This window comes from Thermotoga sp. Mc24 (genome assembly GCF_000784835.1).
In the GTDB taxonomy this organism is placed as follows: domain Bacteria; phylum Thermotogota; class Thermotogae; order Thermotogales; family Thermotogaceae; genus Thermotoga.
On the sequence record NZ_JSFH01000002.1, the window covers coordinates 65,575 to 78,966 of the forward strand.

Annotated in this window: 12 protein-coding genes and 1 CRISPR repeat array (1 of these 13 only partly in view); of the genes, 6 read left to right on the forward strand and 6 right to left on the reverse strand. The window is 44.7% G+C overall.

Going from position 1 to position 13,392, the window contains the following annotated elements; all coding sequences use genetic code 11:
• Nucleotides 1-21 precede the first annotated feature (21 nt).
• Together MC24_RS00310 and tnpA are read right to left on the reverse strand one after the other, a co-directional pair.
• Complete coding sequence (locus tag MC24_RS00310; protein ID WP_038051472.1) at nucleotides 22-1,230, reverse strand: RNA-guided endonuclease InsQ/TnpB family protein; 1,209 nt, start codon at nucleotides 1,228-1,230, stop codon at nucleotides 22-24.
• A complete protein-coding gene (gene tnpA, locus MC24_RS00315; RefSeq protein ID WP_038051475.1) occupies nucleotides 1,215-1,604 on the reverse strand; it encodes an IS200/IS605 family transposase in 390 nt (129 codons plus the stop codon). The genes MC24_RS00310 and tnpA overlap by 16 nt, the downstream gene beginning before the upstream one ends.
• A 234-nt stretch (nucleotides 1,605-1,838) precedes the next feature.
• On the opposite strand from tnpA, the gene mds reads away from it, so the two are divergent.
• Nucleotides 1,839-2,909, forward strand: a complete 1,071-nt coding sequence (mds, locus tag MC24_RS00320; RefSeq protein ID WP_011943183.1) for a GDP-mannose:di-myo-inositol-1,3'-phosphate beta-1,2-mannosyltransferase — start codon at nucleotides 1,839-1,841, stop codon at nucleotides 2,907-2,909.
• A 13-nt stretch (nucleotides 2,910-2,922) separates the two neighbouring features.
• Here the strand turns inward: mds and MC24_RS00325 are convergent, their stop codons facing one another.
• The 4 genes from MC24_RS00325 to ilvA form a co-directional block, all read right to left on the reverse strand.
• Nucleotides 2,923-3,831: a diacylglycerol/lipid kinase family protein gene (locus MC24_RS00325; RefSeq protein WP_038051478.1), complete on the reverse strand. Its 909-nt coding sequence runs from the start codon at nucleotides 3,829-3,831 to the stop codon at nucleotides 2,923-2,925.
• Nucleotides 3,832-3,833: 2 nt separating this feature from the next.
• A complete protein-coding gene (locus tag MC24_RS00330) occupies nucleotides 3,834-4,040 on the reverse strand; it encodes a hypothetical protein (protein ID WP_004083158.1) in 207 nt (68 codons plus the stop codon).
• 81 nt (nucleotides 4,041-4,121) lie between these two features.
• Complete coding sequence (locus MC24_RS00335) at nucleotides 4,122-5,330, reverse strand: iron-containing alcohol dehydrogenase (protein ID WP_008193562.1); 1,209 nt, start codon at nucleotides 5,328-5,330, stop codon at nucleotides 4,122-4,124.
• An 81-nt stretch (nucleotides 5,331-5,411) separates the two neighbouring features.
• Entirely contained in the window at nucleotides 5,412-6,617 is a 1,206-nt protein-coding gene (ilvA, locus tag MC24_RS00340) for a threonine ammonia-lyase (protein WP_008193563.1), read from the reverse strand.
• A gap of 166 nt (nucleotides 6,618-6,783) precedes the next feature.
• Here ilvA and MC24_RS00345 point away from each other — a divergent pair, with 166 nt between their 5' ends.
• The 5 genes from MC24_RS00345 to MC24_RS00365 are packed head-to-tail and all read left to right on the forward strand — an operon-like array spanning nucleotide 6,784 to nucleotide 11,954.
• Nucleotides 6,784-7,770, forward strand: coding sequence for a TolC family protein (locus tag MC24_RS00345; protein ID WP_011943187.1), 987 nt, complete (start codon nucleotides 6,784-6,786; stop codon nucleotides 7,768-7,770).
• 15 nt (nucleotides 7,771-7,785) lie between these two features.
• Nucleotides 7,786-9,048, forward strand: coding sequence for a TolC family protein (locus MC24_RS00350; RefSeq protein WP_012310630.1), 1,263 nt, complete (start codon nucleotides 7,786-7,788; stop codon nucleotides 9,046-9,048).
• Entirely contained in the window at nucleotides 9,045-10,052 is a 1,008-nt protein-coding gene (locus MC24_RS00355; RefSeq protein ID WP_012310631.1) for an efflux RND transporter periplasmic adaptor subunit, read from the forward strand. Before MC24_RS00350 ends, MC24_RS00355 begins: the two co-directional genes overlap by 4 nt.
• Nucleotides 10,049-10,753 carry an ABC transporter ATP-binding protein gene (locus MC24_RS00360; protein ID WP_008193575.1) on the forward strand — a complete coding sequence of 235 codons (705 nt, stop codon included), beginning with the start codon at nucleotides 10,049-10,051 and terminating at the stop codon, nucleotides 10,751-10,753. Before MC24_RS00355 ends, MC24_RS00360 begins: the two co-directional genes overlap by 4 nt.
• Entirely contained in the window at nucleotides 10,740-11,954 is a 1,215-nt protein-coding gene (locus tag MC24_RS00365; RefSeq protein ID WP_012310632.1) for an ABC transporter permease, read from the forward strand. The genes MC24_RS00360 and MC24_RS00365 overlap by 14 nt, the downstream gene beginning before the upstream one ends.
• A 69-nt stretch (nucleotides 11,955-12,023) precedes the next feature.
• Nucleotides 12,024-13,392: a CRISPR direct-repeat array (repeat unit 30 nt; unit sequence GTTTCCATACCTCTAAGGAACTATTGAAAC); it runs 131 nt beyond the window's last position.

The following is a 13,392-nucleotide window of genomic DNA, read 5'->3' on the forward strand; positions in this document are numbered from 1 at the left end:
GGATGGGACTTTTGGTGGCTCTCAGGCCACCTTCCATGGAGCCAAAGATGCTCCATGGCCACAGAGGTGTGGATGAAACCTCACACCTCTGACGGGGGCCAAGCCCGCTACTACCTGGCCTGTGCCAGGATACCTTTTCCAGATGTTGATTGCTCCAACTCCGTCCCTGTGATACTCAAAACCACAGGCTTTGCAGTGGTATCTTCTTCCATTCGGCTTGTTCTTTGCACCACAGACAGGGCACGTCTTGCTCGTGTTCGCTTCTGAAATGAGTTCCACTTCGATTCCGAACTGCTCTGCTTTGTACCTTATCATCTCGATGAGTTTTCTGAACTGCCACTGGTGGATCTTCTGGTTCGCGTTGTCGCTGTAGTCCGCTCTTTCTCTGATCCCTGTGACGTCTCCTATCACGATGGTTCTGATTTGTTTTCTGAGGCACAGTCCGATGAAACTGCTTGTGATCTTGTGCATGATGTCGTTGATCTGGTTTCTGAGCCGTCTCAGGACTCTTTTCTTTGCACGAACAAGCTTGTTGTACCTTCTTGATCCCTTCTTGCACTCTGCTATGGCAGACTGAAAACTTGCAAGGCGTTTGTTTCGATAGCGAAGAACACTGCTGAGGACTCCTCCGTGGTAGCTGATGACTTCTTTTCCATCAAAGCACGTGATGGGACGGAGCACTCCAAGGTCGACCGCCATAACACCAGAGCCAGCATTCTTCTCTTCAATCTCCACCTCTATCGCAAGGTGGAGATAGTATCCATCTTCAAAGACAAGTCTTGCCTGTTTGATGCGAAGGGGAGGTTTGAGAGGTGTTTGTACAACAAATGGTTCTCGTTCTTTGCCCAAAGACAGTCTTAGGGTACCGTCTGGCAGAAGTTTTACAGCGCTTTCTTTCCATATGAACGGCAGATAGCGTTTTTTCTTGTGGGGAGGTTTTGCATCTTGATTCTTTTTGGCTGCTTTGAAGTACCCTTTGAGGGCTTGAAAGTAGAGCTGAACAAATGTCTGCTTTGAATGGACGTGGATTTTGATGTTTTCTGCCCAGCGGAGGATGTATTTGTCTGCGGTGGGCCAGGACAGCCAGAAGCCTTTCTTTCGGTGTATCTTTCGCACAAGAGACATCGTTTTGTTGTAGATTCTTGCTGCTGTGCGGTTGAGTTCTTCGCATGTTTGACTCAGGTGTCCTGGTACGGCGAGTTTGTAGGTTCGTATCACACGTCTTGACATTCCTCGATGTACCTCCTGATAGTTTCTTCAGAGGCATTACCAGCTGTTCCAACGTAGTAACTTCGAGCCCAAAGGCCCTCTTTGGTTCTAAGCTCTGGAAATTTCTCCAGCAGTTTCCTCGCTGAAACACCCTTGAATAGGTTTGCTATCTCAGCCGGTGAAAATCTCGGAGGCGCCGATACAAACAAATGAACATGATCAGGCTGAATAGAGAGGGCCAGTATTTCTATTCCGTGTTGTTTTGCTGTGTTGCGGAGTATTCGTTCAAGTTCTTCAGCTATGGAGCCGACCAGGATTTTTCTGCGGTATTTAGGTATCCACACAAAATGATAGTTCAGATTATAATGACTCCACCTTGTCTTCTTGATATGCATACCTATCACCACATTCAATTATATCATAAGATAATTAACACCACAACAAACCTATCCCCCTGAAGGGGGATAGTAAGTGGTTGGGGTTCTGTCATTCTATTTGCTTTTAGAATCAGCTCTTTTGTTTCCATGCTCAAAATTTCTTTCAATTTCATCACGCTCCTAAATTCGATGAATTCTATAATATATTATAGGAAGTTCTTAAAATTTGCATCACAAAAAGGAGGTGAGAGTATGAAAATCGGATTCCTCAGCAGATGGGGTGCCACGTGCGGTGTGGGGATGCACGCAGAGATACTTGCAAGAGAGTTCATCAGAATGGGACACGAAGTTGTGGTCTTTGCACCAACAGAAGAGAGTGCCAGCAAGGAAGTTAAATACTACAAAAGAACGGAAGCCCAGGATCCGGAGTTCGTGAAGAGAGAGATCTACACGGAAGTGGACAACGTAACAGAGGAGGGCTGGGTGAAAGAAGAAGAGATTTTAAAGGAAAACCTGGACCTGCTCATAATAGAAACCTTCTGGAGAGTTCCGGTAAAACCACTCACCAGGCTCATAGAAAAGCTGAAGATTCCGGTTATTTCCGTTTTCCATGAAGCAAACATCTTCAAAGCAAGAGAAGTGGTGAAACTGCCCTGCGATAAAATCGTGGTTTTCGATAGAAGGTTTTACGATGAGATTCTGGAGTTTTACGAGATCCCCCGGGAAAAGGTCGAAGTGATCAGCTACCCGGTTATGAAACCCTACGATGTGGAACCAGAAAGACCCGTCAGTGAAGACAAGTTCCTGTTCTTTTCGTTTGGAAGACAACCCGTCGAAGAATACTGTGACTTCCTCAACGCCCTGAAAAAACTCAGAAAGAGATTCGACAACGTTCACTACTGGATCATCAGGTCAGATGGAAGGGTGGATTACGAGGCTGAGTGGATCACTCAGTGGCAGAAAAGACCAACCGTCGAAAAACTCTACAGTTATCTGAAGGGATCGAACGTACACCTTCTACCAAAAGGAAACACTCCGAACGTTGTTGTGTCTTCTACCCTGTATCAGATCATAGCGAGTGAAACCCCCATCGTCATAAGAGACAGTAGATTCGTTGAAACCATAGAGACCGACGCGTACGGATTCGGCCCCATCGTGAAGTACAGAAATATTCACGATCTGGTTCACAAGCTCGAGCTTTTGATGCTGGACAGAGAGCAGGTCGAGGATATCAAGAAAGAAGTGAGGGTTTTTGTGGAAAAGTACGGCGGTGACAAGATCGCTCAGGAATTCCTGGATCTTGCAAAGACCATCACCAAATGAGGGGGTAGCCTCCTCATTTTTTCACCAGCACCCTTATAACCCCGGGGATTATTGAAAAGAAAATCTTCTTGGCCCAGAAAGATTCACCATCGAATTCCACCGGTTCATCTCTTTGAAACTCCACCACCACCTTTTTCGCCTGATAACCCTCCACCCCGGGATGTTCCAACAGCTTTCCGTTGAACACCCTGTGCAGGTTAGCCAGGATTCTCAACTTTCCTATGTCGTTTATCACTGTCACAGCAAGAAGGCCGTCGTCTGGCACAGCGTGGGGAAGTTGGTTCATGCCTCCTCCATTGTATTTACAGATCCCAACGTTCATGGAAAAAACCCTCTTCTCCCACACCTTTTCATCGATCTGGATCCTGGCAGTAGGGGGATCGTATTCGATGATAGAGGAGAAAATCCTCGAGAAGTAAGAAACGCGGTTCTTCCTCTTGAGAAGGTTGGTCCTGTAGGTCACAAATCCGTCGAAGAAAAGGCCTGCAACATTCACGAACGCGCGCTTTTCTATCTCTCCGCTCGCTTTTTCGTATTCACCTACTCCCAGATCCTGAACGAATTCTTTTCCATCTTTCAATGTTTTGATCGCTTCTTCGATCTCAAGAGAAACGCCGATCGTTCTCGCCCAGTCTTTGCCGCTTCCGAACGGTATCCACCCGAAGACAACTTCTCTTAAATCGTATCCGTTCAAGAAGATCCCGTTTACCACCTCGTTTACCGTTCCATCTCCACCGAACGCTGCTATTCTTCTGTATCCCTCTTTGAAAGCCTTCTTTGAAATTTCCATCGCGCGACCTGGCCTTTTTGTGAAGGCAACCTTGTGATCTATCCCGTGTTTCTTCAGAAGATCTTCGACCCTGTCCCAGATTTTTCCAGCTCTTCCTCCACCCGCAGCGGGATTGTAGATCAGGAATACCATGTTCATCCCCTTCCGATCAGAGCAAGCAGAATAGATACAGCAAAGGCTCCAAGACTCACAGAGAGAAACTGCCATCCTTTTTTATCGTAGAACTTTTTCTTTTGATTCTGCTTCTTCTTTATAGCACGTGTTCCAAGATCGAAAAACACTATCGCGATGAACAAAAGTCCAAAACCGGCAAAGAACAGAAAATCCGATACAAATCTCAAAGTCTCACCTCCGCAGGGGATATTCTACCAAAAAAAGGGCAGGAAATCCCTGCCCTTCTTTAGTGTTTCTGATTCCTTTACTCAATAAGGCTTCAAGGATTCTTTATAGATTGCTTCCACCAGATTCTCATCTACTTTCATTGGTGCCAAATTCAGCAGAAGATCTAATGCAGGAGTTTCAAAAGCAAGCCTTACAAGTTTAGGGATGTCTTTTTCAGAAAATCCAACATCCGCCAGTTTCTCTTTGACACCCAAGTTAAAAATCCACTGTTCAAGTTTTGAAGCAGCTTCTTCCGCTTCATTCGGTCTTCCTTTTAAATCAGGAATTATAGGCTGATATACGTAAGCAAGTATTTGTGGTTTCGCTTTATATGTGTATTTAAAAACAGCTGGAAGCAGCATAGCAAGTCCCAAACCATGAGGAAGATCGGGTTTGATAGCACTCAGCGGATGTTCAAGAGCATGCGTGAGATGTAGCATACCATTATCGAAAGAGATACCTGCTATTGCAGAAGCATACATCAGGAAGTAACGCGCTTCTAAGTTATCAGGTTTTTTGAGAACCTCGGGTAAGTATTCAGATATCAATTCCACAGTATTTCTTGCAAGATTTATTGAAAATGGATTTCCTAAAGAAGTTGTAGCTGCTTCTGTGATATGATTCAGTGCATCAAGAGAGGTATAAATACTTTGTTTTTCTGGAAGACTTTTAGTTAGCTCTGGATCATCGATAGAGAAGGTTGGATAAATGCAATCATAGGCTATTGGTGGTTTGTATTCTTTTTCCAGAATAGATGCCACTGCAAATCTATCGACTTCTGTTCCTGTACCATGTGTTGTGTTTATGGCAATTATGGGTTTTGCTTTTTCGGGTATGAACTTTTGTTCATACAATTCTTCAGCTGTTTTTTCAGGATACTCAAGTAATATTGCGACACTTTTTGCAGTGTCGATGGGGCTTCCTCCGCCTATTCCTATCACGGCTTGAGCGTTTATTTCAAGCGCTTTTTTTGTAGCCTCGTTTATCTGTTCGGTTGTGGGATTTGGTGTCACATCATCATAAACTACGTATTCTATACCTCTCTTTTCCAAAGCAGGCTTCACTTTATCCCATGCACCTGTAACTTTGTACGCAACTTTGTCACTAACAACTACCACAGACTTTATACCTCTTTCCTTCAGAAAATCCAGTATATCCTCGATTTTAGCTAATGCACCCGCCCCAAAGTAACAAGTCGTTTTTGTTCTTATTTCAATTACATTTTTGATGTTAATCTCTTTGGACCACATAATCTATCACCTCCTGATTTTCATTGTACCCGGACTTTCTTCATTGTGAATTTCATAACAATTACATTTGTGAAAATTTTCTCACACGACTATTCTCACCTCGTATCCCTTTGCGATCAACACCCTCTCTATCTCTTCAACGTGTTTTTCATCGACCGTCTCAAGCTCGAGCTCTATTTTGGCAAAACCAATGGGAACTTCCTTCGCGGAGCGATTGTGAAAAACGGAAAGGACGTTTGCGCCGAGTTCCGCCACTATCCCGAGAAGCTCTTTCAGGGTACCGGGTCTGTCCATCACAAACGTTTCTATGAACACTTTCCTTCCGCTCTTCACGAGCCCTTTGTTTATGATTCTGTCTATCATGTTCACATCTATGTTGCCGCCGCTTATCACGATAGCTACCTTCTTTCCCTTCACATCCAGTTTGTTCAAAACAGCGGCCACCCCCACTGCTCCTGCACCTTCAGCAACCACCTTTGCTTGCTCAAGAAGGAAAAGGATGGCATCCGCTATTTCTTCTTCGTTCACCGTGACCATCTCATCGACGTACTTCTTCACCAGCTCGAAGGTCAGGTCACCGGGCTTTTTCACGGCTATTCCATCGGCAAGCGTGGGTTTACCCTCGACCCGCTCTGCCCTGCCCCTTCTCAGTGAAGCGATCATGGAAGGCATGTTCTCCGTTTGAACGCCTATTACTTTAACCTCAGGATTCATCGATTTGATCGCAACGGATACTCCCGAAATCAAACCACCTCCACCAACGGGCACTACCACCACTTCCACATCCGGAAGATCTTCCATTATTTCCAACCCTATGGTTCCCTGCCCAGCGATGACATGAGGATCGTTGAAAGGATGCACGAAAACCGCACCTGTTTTCTCCTGTATTCTGAGAGCTGCTTCGTAGGCCTCGTCAAAAATGTTCCCCTCAAGAATCACCTGAGCTCCAAGATTCCTCGTTTTGGTGATTTTAGAAAGAGGAGCGTACTTCGGCATCACGATGGTAGCGGGAATACCGAAGATTTGAGCAGCAAGTGCCACTCCCTGCGCGTGGTTTCCAGCGGACGCGGCAACGACTCCTCTCTTTCTTTCCTCTTCGCTCAGGTGGGCTATTTTATTGTACGCTCCCCTTATTTTGAACGAACCGGTCTTCTGGAGATTTTCCATCTTCAGGTAGATCTCTCCACCTGTCACTTCGCTCAGAACAGAGCTGTAAGCAAGAGCGGTCCTGTGCACCACATTCTTCAGCGTTCTTTGGGCTTCTTTTATATCCTCGAGTGTGATCACGAGAAACACCTCCCGGTTTTCTGAGCAACCACAGTTTTAATCTTACTCCAGGCCCGAACTCGTTTGAAAGAAGGAGTTTCTCATTTTACTTGTGAGAAATTCACGTTTTTTTCACAAAAAAAGCATAGAATTTTATCGTCAAACAATCGAAAAAGGAGGTATTCGTATGAAAAATCTCTTCGTGGTGCTGTTGTCTCTCGTTTCTGTGCTGAGCTTTTCTGTTTCTCTGAATGATGTTCTTCAAACCGCTCTTGCGAGCAGTACAGATTATCAAATCGCGCAGATCAACTTAGAATCCGCGACGATGGACTACGAAAAAGCAAAACTCGAAGCAACGAACAAGAGATCAGAACTCTCCGCAGAACTCAGCTACTACAACAACCTTCAAAGCTACAGAAACTCGCTGAAATCCGCTTATCAAGATGTTCTGGGAAGGATTTTCAATCTCCTGACCGCTGACCTTTCCTACGAAATCGCACAGCTGAACTTCGAAAACGCCCAGGAAGACTACAAAACCAGTCAGGAGCTTTTCAAGAAGAATCTCATTTCCGAGAACGACCTGAAAGATTCAGAGCTCACCCTCGAAGAAGCCAGCAACAACCTCCTTTCCGCCCAAAAAGACCTTGAAGAAGCCCAAAAAGATTATGAGGAGATCTTCAGCGTGGAAGTGAGTGAAATAGAGCTTCCTCTCATCGATTATCAGAACCTTGTGAGTGAAGACGAATACCTCGACAATCTTTCTTCCGTCAAGATCGCGGAGCTGAACATGAAGATCGCTGAATACGATCTCAACAACCTCTCCGCTTCCGCTTCGAAGTACGAACAGAAAAAGGCAGAGCTGAATTACAAGAAATCAAAGATGAACTACGACGAAGCTTTGAAAGAAGCAAAAGACAGCTATAAGAGCACCCTCGATTCTCTGGAAATCGCCTTCTTGAATTTGAAAGTACTGAAAGAAAAGGTTGACCTCAACGAGAACATCCTCAAAGATTACCAGGAAAGATACGAAAAGGGACTGATCTCAAAGAAAGAACTGAACACCCAGAAGATCAATCTTCTCAACACCAAAAAGAACTACTTCAATTCGCTACGCAGCTACTACACTTCGATCGTGAACTTCCTGATAGACGCTGGAAAAGAAGTCTCCTTTTGAAGAAGGTGGTAAGAAATGAAACGATTTTTTCTGGTTTTTCTCCTTGTTCCGGTTTTCCTCGTGGGGAACGTCTTCGATCTGTTCGAGGAGAACCTGAAAAATTCGTCCGGTTACTGGTCGAGTGTGGAAAAGTTCAAAGAAGCACAGCTCAACTACAAACGTTACACAAACTTCTGGAATCCTGAGATATCCGTTTCATTGGGAAAGACAGGTATCACCATAACAGAGGATGGTATCTCTGATTTCTCAATATCTCCAATTGTCAACTTTGTAAACATCTACGGATTCGAGCTCGGACTTTCCTTTCCGATCTCCGTGAACACTGACGACTGGTCTTTTAACTTCGAAGGAACACAGCTCAGTGTGTCCAGAAATCTCAAAACGGAATACACAGTGGACAAGTTGAAGACAGAGGCAAACTACCTTTCCAGCAAGTATTCTTTGAAATCCACAAAGAACAGCATTTTCATCCAGACCGTCCAGGACATATTCGACTGGTACTACTACACAAAGAAGATCGAAATACTCTCGCAGAGACTTCAGGTGTTGAACGAAAAACTCAGCAAGGCAAAAGATGACGACGAAAAGAAAGCTCTGGAAAAGCAGATACTCTCCACTGAACAAACCCTGAGAAGTGCAGAATACAGTCTTCAGACGATTCAAACAAAGAACATCGACGAAGAAGTGTATCAGAAAACAAGAAAGTTTCTCGAGGGGGTCACTCTGCCGGCCACCACTCTGGAGTACAGAGAAGACCTGAAAGCTCTGGAGCTTCAAAAGAAAGCCGAAGAGATAGAAAAGAAAACATGGTTTCTTCCGTATCTTCCGGAACTGACGTTCTCGTTCAACTACGACTTCGAAGATAGCGAGTGGTCGATCGGAATAGGATTTCAGATGACGCTCTGGGACTTTGGAGAAAGAAAACTGGAAGCAGAGAAAAGAAAATCCCAGCTGGTTTCTCTGGAATATCAGGAAAAGGTGCGAAACATAGAAAACTCGTTGAGCCAAGAGCTTGTCAACATTGCCAATCTCGAGTCTCAGCTGAGACAAAAAGAAATCGAACTGGAAGATCTGGAGGAAAGCTCCAAAACAAACGATCAGCTTTTCAGGAAAGGCTTCCTGAGTGAAGAAGACTACACTCTCTCGAAACTCGACTACGTGGAAGGAACTCTCGAGAAAGAAAATCTGGAAAATTCATTGATTCTGGAAAAACTGAAATACATAAGCATCTTAGGATACGATCTTGAGAAATTCCTCAAGGAAGGTGATCAGAATTGAAAAAGTGGATAACCCTGCTGATCATAGCAGTACTGGTGGTCCTGGTGATCGTTGTGATCTTTTTGAACAGAGCCAGTGCCCAGACCGTTTCTGAAAAAGACGCCACTTCAACACAGGCTCCTGTCTATCTCACCTACACTGTGACGAAAGAGAATGAAACTGTAGAAATAGTGGGTCAGGTCACCGCCGATACGAAGAAAGTCACTTCCAAAGTATCTGGAGACGTTCTGGAAATTTACGTGGAAGAGGGAGATGTGGTTCAGGTAGGTCAGAAAATAGCAAAGATAGACGACACAGATTATCAAATCAGTTATCTTTCCGCTCTCAACAGCTACAAAACTTCTCCCACCGAGATCAACCGTTTGAATCTGGAGAAAGCAAAAGAGAACCTGGAGAACACAACGGTGGTTTCGCCTGTGAATGGAGTAGTTCAATCGGTCAATGTGGATGTGGGAGACAGTGTGTCGGTTGGTACCAGCATAGTCACTATAGTGGAAACAGATACCCTCAGAGTAGAAGGTTCCATCAGTGAATACGACCTCAAGAACGTCAAAGAAGGAATGAAGGCTGTTTTCACCTTCGAACAGCTTGGCCTCACCCTGACCGGAAAGGTGAAAAGAATCAGTCCTGTTGCGGAAACGTCCGGTGGAGTTACCGTGATACCGGTGGAGTTTTCTTTCGATCAGATACCTCCCAGCTTAGTGATACCTGGTCTCACGTGCGACGTGGAAATAATCATCAAAGAAGCTACAAGTTCTTTCTTTGTACCAAAAGAAGCGGTCAGTCAGGATCAAAACGGTTACTACGTGATGAAACAAACACCCCAAGGACCTCAAAAGGTGTATGTTGAGGTGGGTGAAGAGCTGAACGATAAGATAGAAATCAAAAAGGGTGTTTCCGAAGGAGACGTTTTGCTTCTCATCCCGTCACAGCAGGAAATCCAGAGACTTCGAACAAGACAAGGTCTTCCAATGTTCGGCCCCGGAGGGGGACGAGCAAGATGAAAAAGGTGATGGAGCTTGTCGATGTGTGGAAAATATATGACCTGGGTGAGGTGAAGGTCGAGGCTCTTCGTGGTGTTTCTTTCGAGGTGTTCGAAGGAGAATACGTGATCATAATAGGACCATCTGGAAGCGGAAAGTCTACACTCCTTCACATTCTTGGATGTCTCGATCGTCCTACAAAGGGAAAGGTACTCATAGAAGGAGAAGAGGTTTCGAGGATGGGTGATCGAAGGCTCGCGCAGGTTAGAAACAGGAAAATAGGCTTTGTCTTTCAGAGTTACAACCTTCTTCCCCGTCTCACCGCTTTGGAAAATGTGGAGCTTCCAATGATCTACGCGGGTGTACCGGCGAAGGAGAGAAAAAGGAGGGCAAAAGAGCTTCTGGAATTGGTCGGTCTGGGAGACAGACTCCATCACCGGCCGAATCAGCTTTCAGGAGGTCAGCAACAAAGAGTTGCGATAGCGAGGGCTCTGGCAAACGATCCTGTCTTCATCCTCGCAGACGAACCAACGGGAAATCTGGACACAAAAACTGGCGAAGAGATACTGGAGCTGTTCAGAAAACTCCACGAGATGGGAAAAACGCTGGTTGTTGTGACTCACAACCTCGAGATGGTGGACGAAGGAACGTGCATCGTGAGAATCAGAGATGGAAAAATCGAAGGTGTAGAACGTCGAGGTGTTGTGTATGGAGATACTTAAAGAGGTTCTGAGATCACTTCTTGCCAACAAGATGAGAACGTTTCTATCGATGCTCGGTATTGTGATCGGAGTGACCGCCGTTATCATGGTGATGTCTCTTGGGGCAGGTATGAAAGAAAGCGTGACAGAGAGGCTCACTTCGCTTGGATCGAACATCATCATGATCACACCTGGATTCACTGGAGGAAGAGGAGGTACGATCGCTCAATCGGTGGAATCGCTCGAGGAAGACGATGTAGAAGATATCCTGAAGATGTGCCCGAGTGTTGACAAAGCGATCGGTCTTGTGAATGGAAGTTTCCTTGTTCAGTACAGAGAGACAAACACCAGATCTAACGTGTACTCTGCACCAGCTGATATTTTCCACATTTTGAATCTGAAAGTCTCTTCTGGAAGGACCTTCTCCCAGGAGGACAACACTGCCAACGTCGCGATCATCGGACAAGAAGTGGCGTACAACCTGTTCGGAAACGAAAATCCTCTGGGCAAAAAGATTTACCTCGTTCAGGGAAATAGAAAACTCGTCTTTGAAATCATTGGAATCTTCGAAAGAACCGGTAGCATTCTCATGTTCAACCCAGACAACATGATTCTGATCCCCTATGAAACGGGAAAATTCAGGGTCTTCCAGACACACGGGAAGGTTTCCATGATACTCGCAACAAGTAAATCCGCGGATGTTGCTCAAAGGGCAGTCATGGAGATAGATCACCTGCTCTACACAAAGTTTCACGAGGAAGAAAGTTACTACAACATCATCAGTCAGCAAGCCATCTTGAACGTGGTCTCTGAGAGTGTGTCTATCATCAACCTTGTTCTCGTTGCAATCGCCGCTGTGTCGCTGATCGTTGGTGGTATCGGTATCATGAACATCATGCTCGTCTCTGTTGTTGAAAGAACCAGGGAAATAGGTATAAAGATGGCTATAGGAGCATCAAGACTCAGAATTCTTTTGGAGTTTCTTGTGGAAAGCGTTGTGATCACATTCGTTGCTGGTGCCATAGGTGTTGCTCTGGGTATCTTAGGTTCGAACACGATAGTTAACACCTTTGGCAGTCAGTACGGATTGAAAGCCGTGATAGATCCGCTCTCTGTGATTGTTGCATTTGGAGTTTCGGCAAGCGTTGGATTGTTCTTTGGGTTCTATCCCGCATACAGAGCCTCCAGACTGAGTCCAATAGAAGCCCTGAGGTACGAGTAATTTAACCGGATAGCGGAAACACAAAAACAAACATTTGCCCCGAAAGGGGCATTTTTTGTTTTGTATCAGATTTCCATGCCTCTAAGGAAGTATTGAAACTTAAGATGTCTATACCGGGCATTCTACAAAACAGCGTTTCCATACCTCTAAGGAATTATTGAAACGTTGAGACCATTCGTCAGGATTTTCGGGTGAATAGTGTTTCCATACCTCTAAGGAACTATTGAAACAGCGATAAGAGTTTAGTGGTAGTAACCAACATGGGAAGTTTCCATACCTCTAAGGAACTATTGAAACGTACATGGGTTGCTGCGGCAATGAATCCAGAAACCGAGTTTCCATACCTCTAAGGAACTATTGAAACCATGTGTACAAAAAAGTTGAGTATTACATCGATGGGTTTCCATACCTCTAAGGAACTATTGAAACCTATTGTGATACGGACTCAATTATTACGGATGTGGATCGTTTCCATACCTCTAAGGAACTATTGAAACGGGAAGGCAAGGCGGGAGGGAGATCAGGATGAAGGGTTTCCATACCTCTAAGGAATTATTGAAACAGTCCGTTGCCAGACAACACCAGCAATGCTTCGCAAGATACGTTTCCATACCTCTAAGGAATTATTGAAACGGGGTAGTCAGCTAGCAAATGCGGAAGGTTACTTCTCGTTTCCATACCTCTAAGGAATTATTGAAACCGAACACGTTAGCCATCCTTCCCGCCTCCCGTAAATGTTTCCATACCTCTAAGGAATTATTGAAACCAGTTATATGTACACTTTCCGACCAACTCCCAGAACGTTTCCATACCTCTAAGGAATTATTGAAACTCGATCTCGAGCTTGCGTACAAAACTGCAGTTGGATATCGTTTCCATACCTCTAAGGAATTATTGAAACTTTTTGTGCTCCAATCATCCACTGTTTCTTCGCCGAGTTTCCATACCTCTAAGGAATTATTGAAACGCGTATCGCAACGCATCCATCGCGTGGTCGTTAAACTGTTTCCATACCTCTAAGGAATTATTGAAACACAGTTCTTGTTGTAAATCTTTTTACTACGACTTTCTTGTTTCCATACCTCTAAGGAATTATTGAAACGGTGGTTATATGGATCGCAAAGAAATAGTTTTTAGATGTTTCCATACCTCTAAGGAATTATTGAAACGGCGGGCATCAGCCCACCTCCTTTCGTTCAAGGTTTTGTTTCCATACCTCTAAGGAATTATTGAAACTTGCTTGTCTCACCTCCTTCTATAGTTTGCCATGAAGGTTTCCATACCTCTAAGGAATTATTGAAACCGCGAAGAGGGTTCACTGCCGATTGGATCTATTTATTTGTTTCCATACCTCTAAGGAATTATTGAAACTTGACTGGAAGCCGCTTGCTGTGTCTCCGCAAGAATTGTTTCCATACCTCTAAGGAATTATTGAAAC